Raw genomic sequence first — 22,069 nt, 5'->3', positions numbered from 1 at the left:
ATGGGCGCCACCCCCGCACTGCTGGTCGTCACCGGCGGCTTCCTGCTGGCCTTCGTGTTCGGCCTGGCGGCCGCACGAACCAACTTCTGCACCATGGGCGCGCTGTCGGACATCGTGAACATGGGCTCGTGGACGCGCATGCGCACCTGGATGCTGGCGGCGGCCGTCGCCGTCCTGGGCACCGCGCTGCTGTCCTTCCTGGGTTATGTCGATCTCGCCAAGTCGGTGCAGCAGCGGCCCATGCTGCCCTGGCTGTCGCTGCTGGTGGGCGGGGTGCTGTTCGGCGTCGGCATGACGATCGCCGGCGGCTGCGCCAACCGCAACCTGGTGCGCCTGGGCGGCGGCAGCGTGCGCTCGCTGGTGGTGCTGGTGTTCCTGGCGATCGCCTCCTACATGACGCTCAAGGGCCTGTTCGCGCAGTGGCGCGCGAGCTGGCTCGACCCGGTGCGCATCGACCTCGCCGCCCTCGGCTGGAGCGACGGCAGCCTGGCCACGGCGGTCGCCCGGGCCACCGGACTGGCGCCCGGGCTGGCGGTGCCGCTGACGGTCGCGGCGGTGGCCGCGGGCCTGTTCGCGTTCGCGTTCAAGGACCAGCGCTTTCGCGGCAACTCACGCCAGGTGGCGGGGGCCGTGGTCATGGGCGCCGTGGTGGCGGCGGGCTGGTACGTCACCGGCTTCCTGGGCTTCGGCGAGAACCCCGAGACGCTGGAAACCGTGTACTTCGCCACCAACAGCCGCACCCTCGAGTCGCTCAGCTTCGTCGGCCCGCTCGCCTATTCGCTGGAACTGCTGCTGCTGTGGACCGACAAGTCGCTGCACCTGAGCTTCGGCATCGCCGCGGTGCTGGGCACGATCGCGGGCTCCGCCGTGCATGCGCTCGCCACCGGGACGTTCCGGTGGGAAGGCTTCGCATCGCTGGCGGACCTGCGGCAACAACTGGTGGGGGGAGTGCTGATGGGAGCCGGCGGCGTCACGGCCGCCGGCTGCACCATCGGCCAGGGCCTGTCGGGCGTGTCCACGCTGGCCATCGGCTCCTTCATCGCGGTGGCCGGCATCGTCGTGGGCGGCGTGGCCACGCTCAAGGTGCTGGCGTGGCGGGAGGAACGCTCGCCCGAGCTGGGGGCCACCGCCGCGACCTGAGCCGGACCCGGCTCAGAGATAGCTCCTGGTCAGGCGGCGGCGCCCCGGCACCGCCTTCTGGATCACCAGCCCGCGCACCGTCGACAGGTCCGCGATCGCGAGTTCCGGGGCGGTGCTGCAGGCCGGCGGATTCAGCACGCGCAGCAGCCAGCCGCCGTCGCGCCGCACCAGCTGGCGCAGCATCCACGCGCCGTCCGGGCACGCCAGCACGAAGCAGCCGTCCTTCAGCGCGCCGTCGGGCTCGACGACGATGATGTCGCCCTCGCGGAACTCCGGCAGCATGTCCTCGCCCAGCACGCGCAGCGCGAAGGACTCGCCGCCGCTGCAACCGCTGTCCTCCTGCGGGTGCGGATCGGGCCGGCCGCTGCTGCTCATGCCAGGGCCTCGCCGTGGATCTGCGCCAGCGGCACGCCGGCGTCCGCCAGCTGTCCGGCCACGGTGTCGACGAAGGCCGCCGGCCCGGCCACGTAGAACGCGCAATCGAGGTGGAACAGGTCGGCCTGCATCGCGCGCACCACCTGCCGCGCGCCGGCCGCCGCATCGGCGTCGCTGAACAGGCTGTACTCGAACGGGTCGAGCGCCTCCGACCACGCGCGGCACTGGTTCGCGAGGAAGTGGCCATCGCTGCGCGTGGCCAGCCAGAAGAGCGTCAGCGAGGGCGCGGCGTCCAGCGACAGCGCGTGCTCGATCAGGCTCCTGACCGGCGCGAAGCCCTCGTCGCAGGCCACGAACACCAGCGGCTGCGCGGCCTCGCGCAGCGTGAAGTCGCCGTGCGGCCCCCACACCGTGAGGGCCTCGCCGGGGCGCACGGCGCCACCGAAGAGGCGCGTCGCCACCGGGTCCTCGGCGTCGCGCCGGATGAAGAACTGCAGGTTGCGGTCGTCGCACGGGCAGCTGGCGATCGGGTAGCGGGACTGCGCGCCCTCGCCCTCGCCCTCGGCCAGCGCCAGGGTGAGCGACTGGCCGGCCAGGAAGCGCAGGCGCCGGCTGCGCGGCGTCTGCACGTGCAGCAGCAGCGTGTCGGGCGCCAGCGGCCGCAGGGCGCGCACGGTCACGGTGATCTGCTGCTGCGGGATGTCCGCCGGCCCGGCCGCCTCCAGCGTCTCGATCGTCAGCTCGCTGCTGGCGGCGGTGTGCGCGCAGGCCAGCACGTAGCCCTGCGCCTTCTCCGCCTCGGACAGCGGATAGTCGCTGGGGGCGCAACGCGCCACCTCGCCGGCCGTGACGCGCACCTTGCACATGCCGCAGCTGCCGTTGCCGCAGCCGTAGTTCAGGTGCAGGCCCGCGCGCAGGCCCGCCTGCAGCAGGCTGTAGCGCCCCTCCACCGTGAACTGGTGGCCGCTCGGGCGCACGGTGACCTGCGCCGACATCACCTTGAGCACGTCGTCCATCACATGCAGTGCATCCACGGGTTCGGTGGCGAGCACGCGCGCCAGCCCGCTGGCCAGCTCGCGTTCGAGCAGGACGAGGCGCGGGTCATCGCCGCCCGCCTCGCGCTGCTGCTGCCGGATGGTTTCGCGCAGCGACACCAGCAGCGCGTGATAGCGCTGCAGGTGGCGCTGCACGTCCGCCAGTTCCTGGCCTTGCTGGAACACCCGCTGCGCCAGCACCTCCTGGCTGGGCAGCAGGCGCTCGCGCACCCGCCGGCCGAAGGACTCCTCGCGGATGCGGGCGACCCGCTCCGCCAGGCCGGCCCCTTCCAGTTGCAGCTGCGGATAGAAGGCCAGCAGCGACGCCGTCGACACGAGGCCTTCGTTCTCCTCGATCTCGCCGGCGCGCACGCGCTGCTGCAGCGCCGCGCGCGGAACGCCGGCCAGCTGCGCCGCGCGCCAGATGCTCACCCATTGGGCCACGGGGCCTCCCCGGCGCGATCGAGGAAACGCGCGCGCAGCACCAGGCGCGGCCGCGCCGGGTCGTCGACGAAGGCGCTGCGGTCGTGCAGCACGTTGTGGCCCACCATCCCCATCCCCGCCTGCAGGCGCACGCGCCAGATCCAGGGCGAGTCCGCCAGCAGTTGCTGCAGCTGCGCCACCGCCTCGCGCGTGGCGGCGTCGTCCTTCCACGCGATCGAGCGCGTGCGCGCCGTGTAGCGCATGTGCAGGCAGCCATCCTCGTCGAGCGAGAACACGGGGCCGGATTGGGCGGCGCGGGCGATCCCGGCCTCGTCGGTGCGCTGCGGGATCGTCATCGCGTCGGGCTGCATGAGGGCCTGCACCAGCCGCGGCGAGCGCTCGCGCAGCGCGATGTAGGCCAGCTCGGGGTCGAGCAGCCGGTTCTCGCCGCCGGAGCGGGCCGGCCGCACGCAGTGCAGCACCATGCCGCGGATGCGGCGCTGTTCGGGATGGTAGTAGCCGTCGGTGTGCCAGCCGATCGCGCGGTCGGTGTACGGGATGAAGCCGCCGGGGCCGTCGCTGGCGGCGCGCACGGCGATGCGGGAGATCCCGTCCTCGCCCGCCAGCCAGTTGGCGTCCAGGCGGTGCAGCCCGAGCTGCGCGCCCAGCCGCCGGGGCAGGGCGCCGTCGTCGGTGCGCAGCAGCAGGCGGTAGAAGGCGAAGCCGGCGCGGCCGATCGCGCGCAGCAGCGCCGCGCGCTCGCCGCTGGTGAGGTCGCCGGGGTCGGCCACCGGAACGACCAGTTCCTCGATGCGGCGCGGCCGGCGCGCGAGCTTCGCGTCGCGCCAGTGGCGGTAGGCCGCGTCGTCGGCGAGGTCGAAGGAGCTGCGGGGGCGGGACAGGACGGCGTCCATGGCCTCAGTCGCCGCTGAGCGCTTCGCGCCGCGCGCGCCGCGGCGGCGGCGCGAACAGCTCGCGCAGCGAACGCTGCAGCATCGCCACCGACTCGGGCGCCTCGCACGCGATCACCTGCTCGCGGATCCAGCGCCGGTCGTGCGGCGGCACCGTCGCCTCGAGCCGGTGGCCCAGGTAGCGCAGGAAGGCAAAGTCGGGCGCGAAGCCCGCGACCTCGTCCCGCCCCTGGGGGTCGGCACCGAACTCGGCGTAGTGGCCGGCCAGTTCGTTGACCAGGTCGATGAGGCGCTCGCCGTGCGAGGGCGTGCCTTCGGTGGCCGGGCCGAGCAGGTCGTCCTGGCTGTCCTGCAGGATGCGCGCGAGGTGGTGCACCATCGCGACGGTGAATTCCGCGCGCTGCGGCGCCGGCAGCCGCGCGTGCGCGATGCGGTCCGCGATCGCCGCCAGGAACGCGAGCACCTCGCGCAGGAAGGCGAAGTAGGGCGCACCGGTCTCGACCTCGTAGCCGGCATGGCGCGTGCGGTCCAGCGTGTGCCGGGCGATGCGCCAGACGATGAAGGCCGCCGCGCCCGCCTGCTGCTGCGGGCCGCGGCTGTCGCCGTGGCGGAACCACTGCGTCTTCAGGCGGGGCGTGGCGGGCGTGGGGAGCGTCATGGCAAGGCCTCAGTAGCCGCCCTTGCCGAGGGGCTGCGGCAGGCCCGCGACCTTGGCCCCCTGCTTGGCCGGGCCGGTGGGGAACAGGTCGTACAGCGACTTGCTGTCGCAGCCGGGCAGGATCTCGCCCATGCCCTTGAGCAGGTTGCGGAAGTTGGGCGTGTGGCCATGCTCGCGGTACTGCTCGCGCAGGTAGCGCACCACGCTCCAGTGGCGATCGGTGAGCGCGAGCCCTTCGGCGGCGGCGATCGCGTCCACCACCTCGTCGCGGTAGTCGGGCTCCAGCAGGAAGCCCTGATCGTCGGTTTCGAGTTGTTCGCCGTTGACGACGTAGGCCATGCACCTTTCTCCTTTCTTGCGGCGGGTCAGGCCGGCGCGCCCACGGCGGCGGCCGACCGGTGGGGAACGAACAGGCCGCAACCGAGCAGGCGGTGCGGGCCGAGGCCGGCCTGCAGCACCCGCAGCGACTGCTCGCGCGCGAGGCCGGCCAGCATCACGCTGCAGCCCGCCAGCAACCCGCCCTCGAGGGACTGCCAGCGGCCGCAGATCGGTGGGGCCGCGACGTCGAGCGCGGCCAGCTCCTTGCGCAGGCGCGCGTCCACGCTGGTTTCGTCGGCGTCGCCCGTGACCACCAGGGGTGCGTACAGGGTGCCGTAGGCCAGCAGCTCGCGCGCGCGCGATTGCGCGGCGCACAGCCGGTATTCGCCCAGCTGCAGTTCGGCGCCCGTGAGTGCCAGCGCCGCCTCGGCCCGGGCCCGGGGCAGCCGCAGCACCAGCCGCGTGCGCGGCGACACGAGCAGTTCGCCGTCCCCGCCAACCACGAGCTTCAGGCGGTGCACCCCGGCGCCGGCCGTGTCGGCCAGCCACGGCAGCACGCGCTGCAGCGCCTCGCACAGCCGCAGCCGGTAGTCCCGGGGCACCACGCGGCCTTCCAGCGCGAACGCGAGCTCGATCATGTCGTGGTCCATCGCGCGCTCACCCGGCCGCCTGCGCCTGGGCCCACGCCAGCAGCGCCTCGCCCCAGGCCCGGGCGGTGGCGGGATCGACGTCGAAGACGGTGAAGCGGCTTTGCTCGCGGATGCGGGTGCGCAGCAGGCTCATGCCGCCGCCCTCGAAGTCGAGCTGCTGCAGTTCGATCTCCTGCCCGCCCAGGGGCACGCGCAGCTTGGCGAGGGATTGGATGCGCGTCATGGCAAGGCTTGGCTCCTGCCGGCATTGAGCCTGCACCCCGGCGGCAGCGTCCATACCCGCGGCGGGGGGCCCCGGCTACGCCATCCGGGTAGTGGCAGCCTGCCAACCAGAGGGATGGCGCGGGGGCCACGGCGCGCGGACCATTCGCCGCAGCGGGTCGCACCCGCAGGAGACAAGCCGATGGCCAAGAAGATGCACGACACGCCGATGCTCGACGAGCTCGAGTCCGGACCGTGGCCCAGTTTCGTCACCGGGCTCAAGCGCCTGGCGCAGGACAAGGACTATGTGGTCGACCTGCTGGGCACGCTGGAGACTTCGTACCGCACGAAGAAGGGCTACTGGAAGGGCGGCACGGTGGGCGTGTTCGGCTACGGCGGCGGCGTGATCCCGCGCTTCACCGAACTGAAGGACGAGAACGACAAGCCGGTCTACCCGGACGCGGCCGAACTGCACACGCTGCGCGTGCAGCCGCCCCCGGGCATGCACTACACCACCGACGTGCTGCGCAAGATGTGCGACATCTGGGAGCGGCACGGCACCGGCCTGATCGCCTTCCACGGCCAGTCCGGCGACATCATGTTCCAGGGCGCGAAGACCGAGAAGGTGCAGGAAGCCTTCGACGAGCTCAACGAACTGGGCTTCGACCTCGGCGGCGCGGGCCCCGCCGTGCGCACCTCCATGAGCTGCGTCGGCGCGGCGCGCTGCGAGCAGAGCTGCTACGACGAGGCGCGCGCCCACCGGCAGGTGATCAACACCTTCACCGACGACATCCACCGCCCGGCGCTGCCCTACAAGTTCAAGTTCAAGTTCTCGGGCTGCCCGAACGACTGCATGAACTCGATCCAGCGCTCCGACATGGCGGTGATCGGCACCTGGCGCGACAACATCCGCACCGACGAGGCGCTGGCGCGCAAGTGGTTCGACAAGCACGGCATGAACGAGCTGGTCAACGACGTGGTCACCCGCTGCCCGACCAAGGCGATCATGCTCAAGGAGGTCAAGGACGTGCGCTGCGGCCCGAAGATCTCCAGCGTGCAGGTGAGCGACACGCATGCGCTGGAGATCGACAACGGCGACTGCGTGCGCTGCATGCACTGCATCAACGTCATGACCGGCGCGCTGGCGCACGGCACCGACACCGGCGCCACCATCCTGGTGGGCGGCAAGCGCACGCTGAAGATCGGCGACCTGATGGGCACCGTGGTCGTGCCCTTCCTGCCACTGAAGACCGACGAAGACTACGAGGCCCTGGTCGACCTCGGCCAGCGGGTGATCGACTTCTTCGCCGAGAACGCGCTGGAGCACGAGCGCACCGGCGAGATGATCGAGCGCATCGGCCTGGTCAACTTCCTCGAAGGCGTGGGCGTGGAGATCGATCCCCACATGGTGGCCGCCCCGCGCACCAACCCCTACGTGCGCACCGACGGCTGGGACGAGGAAGTGGCGAAGATCAACGCGAAGAAGGCGGGCTGACATGGCACATCGCACCCCGATCGAGAGCGGCTGCCCCGACAACAAGCCCTTCCTGCATCCGGCCCTGGCGAAGAACTACGGCAACTGGAAGTACCACGACCGGCCGCGCCCCGGCGTGCTGCACCACGTGGCCAACGGCGGCGACGAGGTGTGGACGGTGCGTGCCGGCACGCAGCGCCAGATGGACGTGTACACCATCCGCAAGCTGTGCGACATCGCCGACACCTACGCGGACGGCCACGTGCGCTTCACCATCCGCTCGAACATCGAGTTCATGGTGAGCGATCCGGCCAAGGTCGCGCCCCTGGTCGAGGCGCTCACGAGCAGCGGCTTCCCGGTCGGCGGCACGGGCAACTCGGTGTCGATGATCGCCCACACCCAGGGCTGGCTGCACTGCGACATCCCCGGCACGGACGCCTCGGGCGCCGTCAAGGCGCTGATGGACGAACTGCACGCCGAGTTCATCCGCGAGGAGATGCCCAACCGGGTGCACATGTCCACCTCGTGCTGCGAGATCAACTGCGGCGGGCAGGCCGACATCGCGATCATCGTGCAGCACACCAAGCCGCCGAAGATCAACCACGACCTGGTGGCCAACGTCTGCGAGCGGCCGGCGGTGGTGGCGCGCTGCCCGGTGGCGGCGATCCGGCCGGCGCTGGTCAACGGCAAGCCCTCGCTGGAGGTGGACGAGAAGAAGTGCATCTGCTGCGGCGCCTGCTATCCGCCGTGCCCGCCGATGCAGATCAACGATCCCGAGCATTCCAAGCTCGCGATCTGGGTGGGCGGCAAGAACTCCAACGCCCGCGGCAAGCCCACCTTCATGAAGATGGTGGCCTCGGGCCTGCCGAACAACCCGCCGCGCTGGCCGGAGGTTTCGGCCATGGTGAAGAAGATCCTCTACACCTACAAGGAGGACGCGCGCCCGTGGGAGCGCCTGTCCGACTGGGTCGAGCGCATCGGCTGGCCGCGCTTCTTCGAGAAGTGCGACCTGCCCTTCACCAAGTACCTGATCGACGACTGGCGCGGCGCCCGCGCCAACCTCAACGCGTCGGCGCACATCCGCTTCTGAAGGGCCGCGATGAAGTTTTCCCTGCTGGTCAGCGAAGGACCGTACACCCACCAGGCGGCGGACACGGCGTGGCAGTTCGCCAGTGCCGCGATCGCCCGCGGACACGAGGTCAAGCGCGTGTTCTTCTACCACGACGGCGTCTACAACGCCTCGAAGCTCACCGAGCCGCCGCAGGACGACCGCCACATCGTCAACCGCTGGTCGAAGCTGGCGGCGGACCACCAGGTCGACCTGGTGGTGTGCGTGGCGGCGGCGCTGCGGCGCGGGATCAAGGATGAAGTGCTGGCACCGGGCTTTCGCATCTCGGGCCTGGGGCAGCTGGTGGATGCCGGCATCAAGAGCGACCGGCTGGTCACCTTCGGAGACTAGTCATGAAGCCCCCACGCTCACTTTGTTCGCTGCCCCCCGAGGGGGCGCAGGCCTCCCTTGGGGCGGCCCGGCGGGAGGCCCGATGAAGAAATTCATGTTCGTCAACCGCAAGGCGCCCTACGGCACCGTCTACGCGCTGGAAAGCCTGGAGGTGGTGCTGATCGCCGCCACCTTCGACCAGGACTGCAGCCTGGTGTTCCTCGACGACGGCGTGTACCAGCTCGCCAAGGGGCAGAACACCAAGGGCATCGGCCTGAAGAACTTCTCGCCCACCTTCCGGGCGCTGGACGACTACGACATCGACAAGCTGTACGTCGAGCGCGAGTCGCTCGAAGCACGTGGCCTCGACGAGGACGACCTGATGGTCCCGGTGGCCGTGCTCTCGGCCGCGGAACTGGGCGAGCTGATGGCGTCGCAGGACGTGGTTCTTTCCTTCTGAGGTGCCCATGCTGCACATCGTCAACAAGTCCCCGGAGCAGGCCCGTTCGCTGCAAAGCTGCCTGCGCGTGGCGCGTCCCGGCGACGTGCTGCTGCTGATCGAGGACGCGGTGTACGCCGCGACCGCGCCCGGCGCGATGGCCTGCGGCCTGGACCAGGCGCTGCGGCGCCTGCAGGTGCGCGTCCTGCTGCCCGACCTGGAGGCGCGCGGCATGGCGGCGCGTCGCATCGCCGGCATCGAGCCGACCGACTACGGCGGCTTCGTCGACCTCGTCGCCGCCCACCCCGCCCACCAATCCTGGCTTTGACGAACAGAGGAGCAAGCATGGCCATCGAAATCAACGGCACCACCTACGAGACCGACGAGGAGGGCTACCTGGTCAACCTCGCCGACTGGAACGAGCAACTGGCCGACATCATCGCGAAGACGGAGAACGTCGACATGACGCCCAACCACTGGGAAGTCGTGACCTTCCTGCGCGATTACTACAACGAATACCAGATCGCCCCGGCGGTGCGCGTGCTGACCAAGGCGATCGGCAAGCAGCTCGGCCCGGAAAAGGGCAACAGCAAGTACCTGTACGAGCTGTTCCCCTACGGCCCGGCCAAGCAGGCCTGCAAGATCGCGGGCCTGCCCAAGCCCACCGGCTGCGTCTGAACCCGGCACCGCGCCAGCGAAGCCATCGGCCATGAACGCCCTCGCCGCCGTCTACGCGGCCCTGCTGTACCTCTCGGCGGCGACGCTGGTGCTGGGCGTGGCACTGAAGCTGCGCTCGTACCTGCGCACGCCGGTGCCGCTGAAGATCCCCACCACGCCGGCCCCGACCACGCGTGGCGGCGTCGCGTTGCGGCTGTTGCGCGAAGTGGTGTTCTTCGAGAGCCTGTTCCGCGCCAGCAAGTGGACCTGGATCTTCGGCTGGACCTTCCACGCGGCCCTCTTCGTGGTGCTGCTGCGCCACCTGCGCTACTTCCAGCAGCCGGTGTGGGCGCCCGTGGCGATGGTGCAGTCCGTGGGCGCCTATGCCGGCTTCGCGCTGGTGGCCGGCCTGGCGGGCCTGTGGGCGCGGCGCTGGCTGGTCGACCGCGTGCGCTACATCTCCACGCCGTCCGACCACCTGCACCTCGCGCTGCTGCTGGCCATCGGCGCCACCGGCCTGTCGCTGCGCTTCTTCCGCCACACCGACATCGTCGCGGTCAAGACCTTCACGCTCGGCCTCATGCGCCTCGAGCTGAACCCGCTGCCCGCCGACGGCCCGCTGCTGGCGCACCTCGCGCTGGTGGCGCTGCTGATGGCGATCTTTCCCATCAGCAAGCTGATGCACGCCCCGGGGCTGTTCTTCAGCCCGACCCGCAACCAGGCCGACACGGCCCGCGAGCAGCGCCACCTGGCGCCGTGGGCGGCGCGGCTGGAACAGCGTCCCTGACCGGGGACCGCACGCCATGGCCGCAGCCACTTTCGCCACCCCCAAGCTCAAGCCCTACCCGGTGATCCCGCTGGTGGCCGTGGGCGCGATGGCGCACAGCAAGCCCTACGTGGCCTCGCCGGCCATCCAGTCGGCGATCGGCTTCCCGGGCGAACTCGCCGAGGGCTGGGAGCAGCGCGCCATCGCCAGGATGGGCGAGCTGCTGGAGAAGTACCGCGGCCTGCGCGTCTACATGGACGCCTGCGTGCACTGCGGCGCCTGCTCCGACAAGTGCCACTACTTCCTGGGCACCGGCGACCCGAAGAACATGCCGGTGGCGCGCCAGGACCTGATGCGCGCGGTGTACCGGCGCTACTTCACCTTCGCCGGCAAGCACTTCCCGAAGCTGGTGGGCGCGGTGGACCTGACGAAGGACGTGCTGGACCAGTGGTGGAGCTACTACAACCAGTGCTCCGAGTGCCGGCGCTGCTCGGTGTTCTGCCCCTACGGCATCGACACCGCCGAAATCACCATGGCCGCGCGCGAGATCATGGACTCGGTGGGCCTCGGGCAGAAGTACGCCAACGAGATCATCGGCAAGGTCCACCGCATCGGCAACAACCTGGGCATCCCCGAGCCGGCCCTGGTCGACACGCTGCTCGGGCTGGAGGAGGACACGAAGGAGGAGACCGGCGTCGACGTGCGCTTCCCGCTGGACGTGGCCGGTGCCGAGGTGCTGCTGGTCACGCCCTCGGCCGACTTCTTCTCCGAGCCGCACGTGGAAAGCCTGATCGGCTACGCCAAGGTGTTCCACGCCGCCGGCATCTCCTGGACGCTCAGCTCCAAGGCCAGCGAGGCCGGCAACTTCGGCCTGTTCATCGGCAACTACGAGCAGATGCGCAACATCTCGCTGCGGGTGAAGGAGGCGGCGCAGGAGCTGGGCGTGCGGCGCATCGTCGTCGGCGAATGCGGCCACGCCTGGCGCGTGGCCTACGGCTTCTGGAACACGCTGATCGGCCCGTTCGACTGGCTCGACGCGCGCTACCCCGTGCCGCAGCACATCTGCGAATTCACCCACGACCTGATGGGTCGCGGGGCGCTGAAGTTCGACAAGGAGAGGAACGACGACCGGATCATCACCTTCCACGATTCCTGCAACGTCGCGCGCGGCTCGCGCATGGGCACCATGCCGGGCGGCCAGTTCGTGATCCCGCGCGAGATCATCCGCTCGGTGGCCAACCGGTTCCACGACATGGCGCCGGAGACCATCCACGAGGGCACGTTCTGCTGCGGCGGCGGCGGCGGACTCCTCACCGACGACCTGATGGAGCTGCGCGTCAAGGGCGCGCTGCCCCGCATGGAAGCGCTCAAGCACGTCGTCGACGCGCACGGCGTCAACTTCATGGCCACGATCTGCGCCATCTGCAAGGCGCAATTCAGCAAGGTGCTCCCGTACTACGGCTTCGACATGAGCATGGTCGGCGGCGTGCACCAGCTCGTGGGCAAGGCGATCCGGCTCGGCGAGCCGCACTGACAACGCAGAGGGGGACAAGATCATGGCCCACATCGTCATCCTGGGTGCCGGCATCGGCGGGATGCCTTGCGCGATCGAAATGCGCGACATGCTGCCCAGGCAGCATCGCATCACGGTGGTCAACGCGCTGGACTACTTCCAGTTCGTGCCGTCGAACCCCTGGCTCGCCGTCGGCTGGCGCAAGCGCGAGGAGGTGACCGAGCCGATCGCGCCGCTGCTGGCGCGCAAGGGGGTGGGCTTCGTCGCCAAGGCGGCCACGCGCATCGACGCGGAGCACAGCCGGCTCGAGCTCGAAGGCGGCGAGGTGCTCGATTACGACTACCTCGTCATCACCACCGGCCCCAAGCTGAGCTTCGCCGAAGTGCCCGGCGCCGGCCCGCACGACGGCCACACGCACTCGGTCTGCGCGGTCGGCCACGCCGAGGCGTTCTGGGCCGACTACCAGAAGTTCCTGGAGAACCCCGGCCCGGTGGCGATCGGCGCCATGCCGGGCGCGAGCTGCTTCGGCCCGGCCTACGAGTTCACCTTCATCCTCGACACCGACCTGCGGCGCAGGAAGCTGCGCCACAAGGTGCCGATCACCTTCGTCACCAGCGAGCCCTACATCGGGCACCTGGGGCTGGGCGGCGTGGGCGACTCCAAGTCGCTGCTGGAATCCGAGATGCGCAACCACGACATCAAGTGGATCACCAACGCGAAGACCACCAAGGTGGAGCCGGGCAAGCTGTTCGTCACGCAGCTCGACGAGCGGGGCGACGTGTACAAGGAACTGGAGGTGCCGTTCAAGCTCTCCATGATGCTGCCGGCCTTCAAGGGCGTCGACGCGGTGGCTTCGGTGCCCAACCTGTGCAACCCGCGCGGCTTCGTGCAGATCGACGAATACCAGCGCAGCAAGGCGTACCGCAACATCTTCTCGGCCGGCGTGTGCGTGGCGATCCCGCCGGTGGAGGTGACGCCGGTGCCGACCGGCGCGCCCAAGACCGGCTACATGATCGAGACCATGGTCACGGCGATCGTGCACAACATCGCCGACGAACTGGAAGGCCGCGCCCCGCACACCAAGGCGACGTGGAACGCGATCTGCCTGGCCGACATGGGCGACACCGGCGCCGCCTTCGTCGCGCTGCCGCAGATCCCGCCGCGCAACGTCAACTGGTTCAAGAAGGGCAAGTGGGTGCACCTGGCCAAGATCGCCTACGAGAAGTACTTCATGCGCAAGCTGCGCACCGGCACCTCCGAGCCGATCTACGAGAAGTACATCCTCAAGGCCCTGGGCATCGTGCGCGTCGTCAAGCACACCCAGCCCGCGCAGGAACAGGAACTGCCGAATGTCCGCCATCCCTGAGAACGTGCCCGCCCGGCCGCTGACCTTCCGCCGCTTCAAGGACGGGGACCACCGCCCCCGTGCCTGGCAGCAGGAGATCTTCGACGCCGACCACTCGCACAAGTGCCCGACCTACGTGCAGAGCACGCCGCCCTGCCAGGGCAGCTGCCCCTCGGGCGAGGACATCCGCGGCTACCTGAACATCGTGCGCGGCATCGAGAAGCCGCCGGCGGGCATGGCCTGGCAGGAATACGCCTGGCGCCGGCTGACCGAGGCGAACCCGCTGCCTTCGGTGATGGGCCGCGTCTGCCCCGCGCCGTGCGAGTCGGGCTGCAACCGCAACGAGCTCGAGGACTTCGTCGGCATCAACTCGGTGGAGCACTTCCTGGGCGAGTGGGCGATCGAGCACAGGCTGGCCTTTCCGAAGCCGGCCACTTCCACCGGCAAGAAGGTGGCGGTCGTGGGCGGCGGCCCCGCCGGCCTGTCGGTCGCCTACCAGCTGGCGCGCAAGGGCCACGCGGTGACGATCTTCGACGAGCGCGAGCACCTGGGCGGGATGATGCGCTACGGGATCCCCGGCTTCCGCACGCCGCGCGAGGTGCTCGATGCCGAGATCCAGCGCATCCTCGACCTGGGCGTGCAGACGCGCATGAACTGCCGCATCGGCACCGACGTGACGCTGGAGCAGCTGCGCGCGGACCACGACGCGGTGTTCCTGGGCCTGGGCGCGCAGGCCGGCCGGCCGCTGGCGGTCGAGGGCGGCAACGCGCCCAACTGCGTCACGGCGACGGCCTTCCTCAAGGCCTTCAACGACGGCCGCATGCGCCACGTCGGCCGCCGGGTGGTGGTGGTCGGCGGCGGCGACACCTCGATCGACGTCGCCACCGTGGCGCGGCGCCTCGGGCACATCGAGCACGCGCACGAGAGCGACCTGCCGGAGCGCGTGATCGCCGGCCACGCGGCCCACGATGCGGCCTCGATCTCCGCGCGCCAGGGGGCGGAGGTGACGCTGACCTCGGTGTTCCCGGTCGACCGGATGCAGGCCAACCGGCACGAGATCGAGCAGGCGCTGGCCGAGGGCATCGCGATCCGCGGCGGCCTGGTGCCGGTGGCGGTGCTGCGCGACGGCACCGGCCGCGCCACGGCGCTGCGCGTGGCGCGCTGCGAGGCGAAGATGGCGGGCGGCCGCCTGGAGGTCAAGCCGATCGAGGGCACCGAGGAGGACATCGAGGCCGACCTGATCGTCTCCGCCATCGGCCAGGCCGTGGACTTCACCGGCCTGGAAGCCCTCGACAACGGCAAGGGCGGCATTGCCGCCGACCGCAACTACCAGGTGCAGGGGCAGGAGCGCATGTTCGTCGGCGGCGATGTCGTGCGGCCGCACCTGCTGACCACCGCGATCGGCCACGGCGCCATCGCCGCCGACGGCATCCACCGGGTGCTCGCCGGCGAGCCGATCGACAAGCGCCCGAAGATCGACGTCCACGGCTTCGACCTGATGCGCAAGATGGTGGAGAAGGGGCTGCCCACCGACACGATCCAGGGGCCGCTGCGCGGCACCGACCGCAGCGCCGGCGCGATCCACAACTACGAGAACCGCTCGGACCGCTACGTGATCCCGCACACCGAGCTGTTCCTCGGGCATTTCCAGTACACCCCGCGCAACCGGCGCAAGGTGCTGACGCTGTCGAAGGAGGAGGCGCTGGCCAACTTCGAGGAGCGGGTGCTGCCGCTGCTGGAGCAGCAGGCGCAGGCGGAGGCCAAGCGCTGCATGAGCTGCGGGCAGTGCTTCGAGTGCGACAACTGCGTCGTCTACTGCCCGCAGACGGCGGTGTTCAAGGTGCCGAAGGCGAAGGCGACCACCGGCCGCTACGTGGACACCGACTACGCCAAGTGCATCGGCTGCCACATCTGCAAGGATGTCTGCCCCACCGGCTACATCCAGATGGGGCTGGGGGAGTAGGGCGGTGGTGCGCCGCGCCGCGATCGCCCTGCTGCTGGCCGTGCCCCTCGCGTGCGCGACGGCGCAGCAGGGCCGCACGCCGGTGCCGGTGATCGAGCGCGCGCAGGCGGGCCCCTGCGTCGGCGAGCCGGCCTTCATGCGGCGCAACCACATGGACCTGCTCAGGCACCAGCGCGACGACACGGTGCATGCCGGCGCGCGCTCCGGCGCCTTCAGCCTGCAGGGGTGCATCCAGTGCCACGCGAGCCGGCAGACCGCCAGCGTGGCCAAGGGCGAAACGAACTTCTGCGTCAGCTGCCACAGCTACGCCGCGGTGAAGATCGACTGCTTCGAGTGCCACGCCGCGCAGCCGCGGCAGCAGGCGCGCGCGGGGGCCGCGCGGTGAGCCGGCGCGGCTTCCTGGGCGCGGCGGCGGCCGGACTCGCGGGCATCGTGCTGGCGCCCGGCGTGCGGCTGATCGAGCTCGCGCAGGCGGCGGTGCCGCAGGCGGGCGTGAAGCCCGGCGCGCGCTGGGGCATGCTGGTGGACACCACGAAATGCGCGCCCGGCTGCGACGATTGCGTGCAGGCCTGCCGCAGCGAGAACGGGCTGCCGCAGGACCCGAAGCCGACCGATGCGCAGTGGGTGCGCAAGATCGAGATCCGGGAGGTCCGCAGCGGCCGCACGGCGTCGGTGCCGGTGATGTGCCAGCACTGCGCCGAGCCGCCCTGCGTGGACGTGTGCCCCACCGGGGCCTCGTTCAAGCGCGCCGACGGCATCGTGCTGGTGGACCGCCATGCCTGCATCGGCTGCCGCTACTGCGTGATGGCCTGCCCCTACAAGGCGCGCTCCTTCGTGCACGAGCCGGTGGCCGGCCAGCAGCCGGACGTGCCGCGCGGCAAGGGCTGCGTGGAGGGCTGCACGCTGTGCGTGCACCGGCTGGACCGCGGCAACCAGGTGACGGCCTGCGCCGAGGCCTGCCGCAAGGCGGGCCACGACGCCATCGTCTTCGGCGACCTGAACGACCCCGACAGCGAGATCGCGCGGCGCGTGCGGGAGTGGACCACCACGCAGCTGCGGCCGGACCTGGCGCTCGACCCGGCCGTGCGCTACCGGGGGATCTGAGCATGCACGACCCACGTTCGACCCGCAGCTTCTGGACGCTCGCCGCCGTCGGCGCGGCGCTCACGGGCATCGGCTTCGCCGCCGCGCACTTCATGGAAAGCCGCGGCCACGTCGTCACGGGCATGGGCAACGAGGTGGTGTGGGGGCTGCCGCACGTGTTCGCGATCTTCATGATCGTGGCGGCCTCGGGCGTGCTGAACATGGCGTCGCTGGGCTCGGTGTTCGGCCAGGCGCCGTACAAGGCGCGCGCGCGCCTGTCCGGGCTGCTGTCGCTGGCGCTGCTGGCCGGCGGGCTGATGGTGCTGATGCTGGACCTGGGCCGGCCCGAGCGCGTGCTCGTCGCCGCCACGCACTACAACTTCCGCTCGGTGTTCGCCTGGAACGTGTTCCTCTATTCCGGGCTGGCCGCGATCGTGCTGGTGTACCTGTGGACCATGCTGCAGCCGGGCCTGGCCCGCTGGTCGAAACCGGCCGGCATCGCGGCGCTGGCCTGGCGCTTCGTGCTGACCACCGGCACCGGCTCGATCTTCGGCTTCCTGGTGGCGCGCGAGGCCTACCGCTCGGCGCTGCTGGCACCGCTGTTCATCCTGTTCTCGCTGGCCTGGGGGCTCGCGCTGTTCCTGCTGGTGGAGGCCGTGCTGCAGGCGCGCGGTGCCGCCGCCGCGCCGGACGCGGTGCGCGAACGCATGGCCCGCCTGCTGGCGATCTTCGTCGCGGCCTGCCTGTACCTGGTGGCGGTGCAGCACATCACGCACGGCTACGAAGCGCGGCGCGGCGGTTTCCAGGCCTTCCTGCTGCTCGGGCGCGGGGGCGGGGCGACCTACGCAGCTCTGTTCTGGGCCGGCTATGTGCTGCTCGGTTCGGTGCTGCCGCTGGCGCTGCTGTTCCATCCGCGCTGGCGCACGCAGCGCGGGGTGACGGCGGCGGCCGCCCTGGTGCTGCTGGGCGCCTTCGCCTGGCTCTATGCCTTCATCGTCGGCGGCCAGGCCTTCCCGCTCGAGATCTTCCCCGGCCACGCGGTGCGCAGCAGCTTCGGCGACGGCGCCGTGGCGCGCTACGTGCCCAGCCTGCCCGAGGCGCTGCTGGGCGCGGGCGGCCTGGGCGCGGCCTGGCTCCTCACCCTCGTCGGCATGCACCTGTTCGACATGAAGCCCCACGACGCGCCCGCGGCGCCGGCGAAGGCCTGACATGGACCGCCTGCTCGTCTCCGCCGCCCACAAGTCCTCCGGCAAGACCACGGTGGCGGTCGGCCTGTGCGCGGCGCTCGCCGCGGGCGGCACGCGCGTGCAGCCGTACAAGAAGGGGCCCGACTACATCGACCCGATGTGGCTGGGCCGCGCGGCAGGCCGCCCGTGCCTGAACCTCGACCCCTACCTGATGGACGACGCCGCGCTGGTGCGCTGCTTCCGCCAGGGCCTGCAGGGCGCACAGCTTGCGCTGGTGGAAGGCAACAAGGGCCTGCACGACGGCATGGCGCTCGATGGCAGCAACAGCAACGCCGCACTGGCGCGGCGGCTCGGCCTGCCGGTGGTGCTGGTGCTGGATGCGCGCGGCATGACGCGCGGCATCGCGCCGCTGGTGCTGGGCTACCAGGCCTTCGATCCGCAGGTGCGCATCGCCGGCGTGATCCTCAATCGCGTCGGCGGCCCGCGCCACGAGGGCAAGCTGCGCGCGGCGCTGGAGCACTACACCGGCATCCCGGTCCTGGGCGCGATCGGCGAGGACGCGCGGCTGGCGCTGGACGAGCGCCACCTGGGCCTCGTGTCCTGCCCGGAACTGGGCGACGCCGAGGCGCGGGTGCAGCGCATCGGCCGCATCGTCGGCGCGCAGGTGGACCTGCCCGCGCTGCGTGCCGTCGCGGCTTCGGCCGGCGGCGGCTTCGAGCCCGCCCCGGCGCTGGCGCACGCGGCCAGCGACGTGCGCATCGCCATCGCCCGGGACCGCGCGTTCAGCTTCTACTACGCCGACGACCTGGCCGCGCTGGAAGCCGCGGGCGCGCAGCTGCTGCCCTTCGACACCCTGCGCGACACGCGGCTGCCAGCCGCCGACGGCCTGTTCATCGGCGGCGGATTTCCCGAGACCTGCATGTCGGAGCTGGAGGCGAACGTCGCCATGCGCAGCGCCGTGCGCGAGGCGATCGAGGACGGACTGCCGGCCTACGCCGAGTGCGGCGGCCTGATGTACCTGGCGCGCAGCATCGAGTGGATGGGGCGCAGCGCGCGCATGGCCGGCGTGATCCCCGCCGAGGCGGTGATGCAGCCCCGGCCGGTGGGGCGCGGCTACGTGCACCTGCGCGAGACGGCGGCCCTGCCCTGGCCCGGCGGCGGCGCCGGCGCGAAGGTGCGCGGGCACGAGTTCCACCACTCGCGGCTGGAGGGCCTGCCGGCGGGGATCGCCTGCGCCTGGGAGGTGCAGCGCGGCCACGGCATCGACGGCAGCCGCGACGGCGTGCGCCTGCACAACCTGGTGGCTTCCTACACGCACCTGCGCAGCGCCGCCGGCTCCGGCTGGGCGCCGCGCTTCGTGGCCTACGTGCGGGCCTGCCGCGCGCGGCGGCAGGCGGCGAGCGCGCAGGAAGCCCTGGCCCAGGCGGTCGGCACATGAACGCCCGAGCCGACTTCCGGCCGCAGCGCACGGTGCGCGTGGGCGAGCGCGAGATTCCCACCGATGCCGAGGGCTACCTGCGCAACCTGCAGGACTGGTCCGAGGACTTCGCGCGCGCACTGGCGCAGGAGGAGAACCTCGCCCTGACGGCGGAGCACTGGGAGGTGATCCGCTTCCTGCGCGAGCACTACCAGCAGCACGGCGTGCAGGCGCAGGTGCGCGTGATGATCCGCCACTTCACGCGGGCGTGGGACGCGCGCCGCGGCAGCAACCACTACCTGCACGAGTTGTTCCCCATGGGCGGACCGCAGAAGCAGGGCAACCGCCTGGCCGGCCTGCTGCGGACCAAGGGCGAGCATTGAAAGGGTGAACGCATGAATTCCTTCGTCGACCTCCAGAGCATGATCGCGGCCTCGCGCGCCGCCTGCGGCACCGTGTACCTGGTGGGCGCCGGCCCGGGCGACCCGGAACTGCTGACGCTGCGCGCCGCCCGCCTGCTCGCGCAGGCCGACGTGGTGGTGTACGACCATCTCGTGGGCCCCGACGTGCTGCAGCTGGTCGGGCCGCGGGCCGACCTCGTCTACGTCGGCAAGGAACGGGCGAAGCACACGCTACGGCAGGAGGACATCAACACGCTGCTGGCACGACTGGCCCGCGCGCACGGCTGCGTGGTGCGCCTCAAGGGCGGCGACCCCTTCGTGTTCGGCCGCGGGGGCGAGGAACTGCAGGCGCTGGCGCAGGCCGGCGTGCCCTTCGAGGTGGTGCCGGGCGTCACGGCCGGCTGCGGCGTCGCGGCCTATGCGGGCATCCCGCTCACGCACCGCGACCACGCGCAGGCCTGCATGTTCGTCACCGGCCACCTCAAGGACGGCAGCACCGGGCTCGACTGGGCCGCGCTCGCGCGGCCGCGCCAGACGGTGGTGATCTACATGGGCCTGGCGGGCCTGGCGACCATCTGCGAGCGGCTGATCGCCCACGGCCTGCCGCCGCACTGGCCGGCCGCCGTGGTGGAGCAGGGCACGCTGCCGGAGCAGCGCGTGGTCGCGGCGACCCTGGCAACGCTGGCCGACGAAGTGGCGGCTGCGGGCCTCGCGTCGCCCTGCCTGACCATCGTCGGCGAGGTGGTGCGGCTGCGCGAGCAGCTGGCCTGGTTCGAGGCGGGCGCCTTCGCGGCGGCCTGAGATGCGGGCGCTAGCGCGGGCCCGAGCCCGCCGCCGCGCGCGCTTCCACCGCGAACACCGCGGCTTCCACCCGCGAGCTGAGGTTCAGCTTGGCGAGGATGTGGCGCACGTGCAGCTTCACGGTGTCGTGGCTGATGTCGAGGGCGCGGGCGATGGTCTTGTTGCTTTCGCCGCGGGCGAGGTGCTCCAGGATCTGGCGCTCGCGCTCGGTCAGCGAGCCCAGCACGTCCTGCGGCGGGCCGCCGCGACCCGTCTCGAGCATCTGCGCCAGCTTGAGCATGAGCGAGGGCGCCACCACCAGTTCGCCGCGCGCGGCGCGGCCGATGGCGGCGATCACGTCCTCGGGCTCCATGTCCTTGAGCAGGTAGCCCTTGACGCCGAGCCGCAGCGCCGCCGCCAGGTCGTCCTGGGCGTCGCTCATGGTGAGGATGAGGGCGGGCGTCTGGTGGCCCGAGGCGCGCAGCTGCCGCAGCAGCGTGAAGCCGTCGATGGTGGGCATGCGCAGGTCCAGCACCATCAGGTCCGGCTGCAGCTCGCGCAGCAGCACCGGCACCTGGTCCGGGTTGCCGGTCGCGGACACCTGCATCCCGGCGCGCTGCGTCAGCAGGTCGGTGAGCCCGCTGCGGCACAGCGAGTGGTCCTCCACCAGCAGGATCTTCAGCGGCGGTGCGTTCAAGCGGAACCTCCGCAAGGCAGGGGCAGCGAGCAGCGCACCATGGTGCCGCCGCCCGGGCGCGGCGTCACGGCCAGCAGGCCGCCCAGGCGTTGCGCGCGCTCGCGCATGATGTCCAGGCCGTAATGTGCGCTCGCGCTCGCCGGCGCGCCGCCGCGCGCGGGGGTGCCGACGCCGTCGTCCTCGATGCGGATCTCGACGCGGCCGAGGCCGGGCTCGATGGCCAGCCAGCCGTGCCGCGCGCCCGCGTGCCGTTCGACGTTGGCCAGCGCCTCCTGCACGATGTGGAAGACCTCGGCCTGCGCGTCCTGCGCCAGCTGCAGGGCGGGCAGCCGGTTGTCCACCTCCAGCGGGATGCCGGTGCGCACGGTGAAGCGCGCGGCGAGGGTCTCGAGCGCCGCGGCCAGCCCACGCGGGTCGACCCCCGTGCGGAAGTGCGTCACGATCTCGCGCAGGCTGCCGTGCGCCTCGACCAGCGTGTCGCGGACATCCTCGAGCAGGGCCAATGCGCTCTCCTGGTTGCACGCCTGGATAGCGTCGTGCAGCAGCGGCAGTCGCATCTTGACGAACGTCAAGTTCTGGGCCACCGCGTCGTGCAGTTCGGCCGCCATGCGCTGGCGCTCCTGCGCGACCGTCGCGCGCAGGTTTTCCGCCTCCAGCCGGTGCTTTTCCAGCGCCAGCCCGAGCAGTTCGCCCACCGACCGCAGCAGCAGCAGCACGCCCGGCGCGGGTTCCCGGTCGTCGTCGAGGAACAGGTTGTAGATGCCCAGGACGCGCTGGCCATGCCGCAGCGGCACCGCCAGCGCGGAGCGGCCGGGGCCGGCGAAGAACGCATCGCCGGTGCGCAGGGCGCAGGGCCGCAGCTCGCGCGTCCACACCACGCGTGCCTGGTCGACGCCCTCGCCGCAGAAGCCGCAGTGGCGGTCCGCCAGCTGCTCGGTGTCCTGCAGCGATGCGGGCAGGCCGAGCGTGCCCACCAGCTCGAAGCGCTCGCCGTCCGCGGACAGCATGCGCACCGCGCCCGCGCGGGCCTGCGCGATCTGCACCAGCGGCGCGAGGAAGCGTTCCAGCAGCGTGCGCAGGTCCTCGCCGGCGGCGAGTTCGGCGGTGATCTGGGCCAGCAGCGCCGGCGCGGGCGGGGCAGGGGCGGGCACGTCGTTCAAGGGGCCGCTGCTTTCATAAGCGATGACTGATGCATATTG

At 71.4% G+C, this 22,069-nt stretch carries 26 protein-coding genes; 17 read left to right on the top strand and 9 right to left on the bottom strand.

Annotated elements, in window-relative coordinates; genetic code table 11:
• Positions 1-1,140 (top strand): YeeE/YedE family protein, encoded by a 1,140-nt coding sequence (locus WG923_RS09130; RefSeq protein WP_340350626.1) that lies wholly within the window; start codon positions 1-3, stop codon positions 1,138-1,140.
• Between the two features lie 12 nt (positions 1,141-1,152).
• Here WG923_RS09130 and WG923_RS09125 read toward each other — a convergent pair whose 3' ends face one another.
• Genes WG923_RS09125 through WG923_RS09095 form a run of 7 tightly spaced genes read right to left on the bottom strand, consistent with a single transcriptional unit; the run spans position 1,153 to position 5,732 of the window.
• A complete protein-coding gene (locus tag WG923_RS09125; RefSeq protein ID WP_340350625.1) occupies positions 1,153-1,515 on the bottom strand; it encodes a S24 family peptidase in 363 nt (120 codons plus the stop codon).
• The gene (locus WG923_RS09120; protein ID WP_340350624.1) at positions 1,512-2,993 is read right to left on the bottom strand and encodes a 2Fe-2S iron-sulfur cluster-binding protein; all 1,482 of its coding nucleotides are present in this window, start codon (positions 2,991-2,993) and stop codon (positions 1,512-1,514) included. The genes WG923_RS09125 and WG923_RS09120 overlap by 4 nt, the downstream gene beginning before the upstream one ends.
• A complete protein-coding gene (locus WG923_RS09115) occupies positions 2,978-3,886 on the bottom strand; it encodes a TauD/TfdA family dioxygenase (RefSeq protein WP_340350623.1) in 909 nt (302 codons plus the stop codon). The genes WG923_RS09120 and WG923_RS09115 overlap by 16 nt, the downstream gene beginning before the upstream one ends.
• A 4-nt stretch (positions 3,887-3,890) precedes the next feature.
• Positions 3,891-4,541 (bottom strand): hypothetical protein, encoded by a 651-nt coding sequence (locus WG923_RS09110; protein WP_340350622.1) that lies wholly within the window; start codon positions 4,539-4,541, stop codon positions 3,891-3,893.
• A 9-nt stretch (positions 4,542-4,550) separates the two neighbouring features.
• Positions 4,551-4,880 (bottom strand): TusE/DsrC/DsvC family sulfur relay protein, encoded by a 330-nt coding sequence (locus WG923_RS09105; RefSeq protein ID WP_340350621.1) that lies wholly within the window; start codon positions 4,878-4,880, stop codon positions 4,551-4,553.
• Between the two features lie 26 nt (positions 4,881-4,906).
• On the bottom strand, positions 4,907-5,509 hold the full coding sequence (gene cas6 / locus WG923_RS09100; protein ID WP_340350620.1) for a type I-MYXAN CRISPR-associated protein Cas6/Cmx6: 603 nt from the start codon (positions 5,507-5,509) through the stop codon (positions 4,907-4,909).
• Between the two features lie 7 nt (positions 5,510-5,516).
• Positions 5,517-5,732, bottom strand: coding sequence for a DUF6967 family protein (locus WG923_RS09095; RefSeq protein ID WP_340350619.1), 216 nt, complete (start codon positions 5,730-5,732; stop codon positions 5,517-5,519).
• 180 nt (positions 5,733-5,912) lie between these two features.
• Here WG923_RS09095 and dsrA point away from each other — a divergent pair, with 180 nt between their 5' ends.
• The 16 genes from dsrA (at position 5,913) to cobA (ending at position 20,194) form a co-directional block, all read left to right on the top strand.
• Entirely contained in the window at positions 5,913-7,205 is a 1,293-nt protein-coding gene (dsrA, locus tag WG923_RS09090; protein ID WP_340350618.1) for a dissimilatory-type sulfite reductase subunit alpha, read from the top strand.
• A 1-nt stretch (position 7,206) separates the two neighbouring features.
• The gene (gene dsrB, locus WG923_RS09085) at positions 7,207-8,274 is read left to right on the top strand and encodes a dissimilatory-type sulfite reductase subunit beta (protein WP_340350617.1); all 1,068 of its coding nucleotides are present in this window, start codon (positions 7,207-7,209) and stop codon (positions 8,272-8,274) included.
• Between the two features lie 9 nt (positions 8,275-8,283).
• The gene (gene tusD / locus WG923_RS09080; protein ID WP_340350616.1) at positions 8,284-8,643 is read left to right on the top strand and encodes a sulfurtransferase complex subunit TusD; all 360 of its coding nucleotides are present in this window, start codon (positions 8,284-8,286) and stop codon (positions 8,641-8,643) included.
• A gap of 82 nt (positions 8,644-8,725) precedes the next feature.
• On the top strand, positions 8,726-9,082 hold the full coding sequence (gene tusC, locus WG923_RS09075; protein WP_340350615.1) for a sulfurtransferase complex subunit TusC: 357 nt from the start codon (positions 8,726-8,728) through the stop codon (positions 9,080-9,082).
• A gap of 7 nt (positions 9,083-9,089) precedes the next feature.
• Positions 9,090-9,389: a sulfurtransferase complex subunit TusB gene (tusB, locus tag WG923_RS09070; protein ID WP_340350614.1), complete on the top strand. Its 300-nt coding sequence runs from the start codon at positions 9,090-9,092 to the stop codon at positions 9,387-9,389.
• 17 nt (positions 9,390-9,406) lie between these two features.
• Positions 9,407-9,739, top strand: a complete 333-nt coding sequence (locus WG923_RS09065) for a TusE/DsrC/DsvC family sulfur relay protein (protein WP_340350613.1) — start codon at positions 9,407-9,409, stop codon at positions 9,737-9,739.
• 31 nt (positions 9,740-9,770) lie between these two features.
• The gene (locus WG923_RS09060) at positions 9,771-10,505 is read left to right on the top strand and encodes a respiratory nitrate reductase subunit gamma (protein WP_340350612.1); all 735 of its coding nucleotides are present in this window, start codon (positions 9,771-9,773) and stop codon (positions 10,503-10,505) included.
• 16 nt (positions 10,506-10,521) lie between these two features.
• Complete coding sequence (dsrK, locus tag WG923_RS09055; RefSeq protein ID WP_340350611.1) at positions 10,522-12,018, top strand: sulfate reduction electron transfer complex DsrMKJOP subunit DsrK; 1,497 nt, start codon at positions 10,522-10,524, stop codon at positions 12,016-12,018.
• A gap of 22 nt (positions 12,019-12,040) precedes the next feature.
• A complete protein-coding gene (locus WG923_RS09050; protein WP_340350610.1) occupies positions 12,041-13,363 on the top strand; it encodes an NAD(P)/FAD-dependent oxidoreductase in 1,323 nt (440 codons plus the stop codon).
• Positions 13,347-15,305, top strand: a complete 1,959-nt coding sequence (locus WG923_RS09045; protein ID WP_340350609.1) for an NAD(P)-binding protein — start codon at positions 13,347-13,349, stop codon at positions 15,303-15,305. The genes WG923_RS09050 and WG923_RS09045 overlap by 17 nt, the downstream gene beginning before the upstream one ends.
• A 4-nt stretch (positions 15,306-15,309) precedes the next feature.
• A complete protein-coding gene (locus WG923_RS09040) occupies positions 15,310-15,690 on the top strand; it encodes a hypothetical protein (protein ID WP_340350608.1) in 381 nt (126 codons plus the stop codon).
• Positions 15,687-16,409, top strand: coding sequence for a sulfate reduction electron transfer complex DsrMKJOP subunit DsrO (dsrO, locus tag WG923_RS09035; RefSeq protein WP_340350607.1), 723 nt, complete (start codon positions 15,687-15,689; stop codon positions 16,407-16,409). Before WG923_RS09040 ends, dsrO begins: the two co-directional genes overlap by 4 nt.
• Before the next feature lie 2 nt (positions 16,410-16,411).
• Positions 16,412-17,596, top strand: coding sequence for an NrfD/PsrC family molybdoenzyme membrane anchor subunit (gene nrfD, locus WG923_RS09030; protein WP_340350606.1), 1,185 nt, complete (start codon positions 16,412-16,414; stop codon positions 17,594-17,596).
• A 1-nt stretch (position 17,597) separates the two neighbouring features.
• Complete coding sequence (locus WG923_RS09025) at positions 17,598-19,013, top strand: cobyrinate a,c-diamide synthase (RefSeq protein WP_340350605.1); 1,416 nt, start codon at positions 17,598-17,600, stop codon at positions 19,011-19,013.
• Complete coding sequence (locus WG923_RS09020; RefSeq protein WP_340350604.1) at positions 19,010-19,375, top strand: TusE/DsrC/DsvC family sulfur relay protein; 366 nt, start codon at positions 19,010-19,012, stop codon at positions 19,373-19,375. Before WG923_RS09025 ends, WG923_RS09020 begins: the two co-directional genes overlap by 4 nt.
• 12 nt (positions 19,376-19,387) lie before the next feature.
• The gene (gene cobA / locus WG923_RS09015) at positions 19,388-20,194 is read left to right on the top strand and encodes a uroporphyrinogen-III C-methyltransferase (RefSeq protein ID WP_340350603.1); all 807 of its coding nucleotides are present in this window, start codon (positions 19,388-19,390) and stop codon (positions 20,192-20,194) included.
• 10 nt (positions 20,195-20,204) lie between these two features.
• On the opposite strand, the gene WG923_RS09010 is transcribed toward cobA, so the two are convergent.
• Positions 20,205-20,870: a response regulator gene (locus WG923_RS09010; RefSeq protein WP_340350602.1), complete on the bottom strand. Its 666-nt coding sequence runs from the start codon at positions 20,868-20,870 to the stop codon at positions 20,205-20,207.
• Positions 20,867-22,021 carry a GAF domain-containing sensor histidine kinase gene (locus WG923_RS09005; RefSeq protein WP_340350744.1) on the bottom strand — a complete coding sequence of 385 codons (1,155 nt, stop codon included), beginning with the start codon at positions 22,019-22,021 and terminating at the stop codon, positions 20,867-20,869. Before WG923_RS09005 ends, WG923_RS09010 begins: the two co-directional genes overlap by 4 nt.
• Positions 22,022-22,069: the final 48 nt, after the last annotated feature.

The organism is Ramlibacter sp. AN1133, from assembly GCF_037890035.1.
GTDB lineage: Bacteria > Pseudomonadota > Gammaproteobacteria > Burkholderiales > Burkholderiaceae_C > Ramlibacter.
The sequence above is the reverse complement of the archived record's forward strand: the minus strand, read 5'-3'. Positions and strand labels throughout refer to the sequence as shown.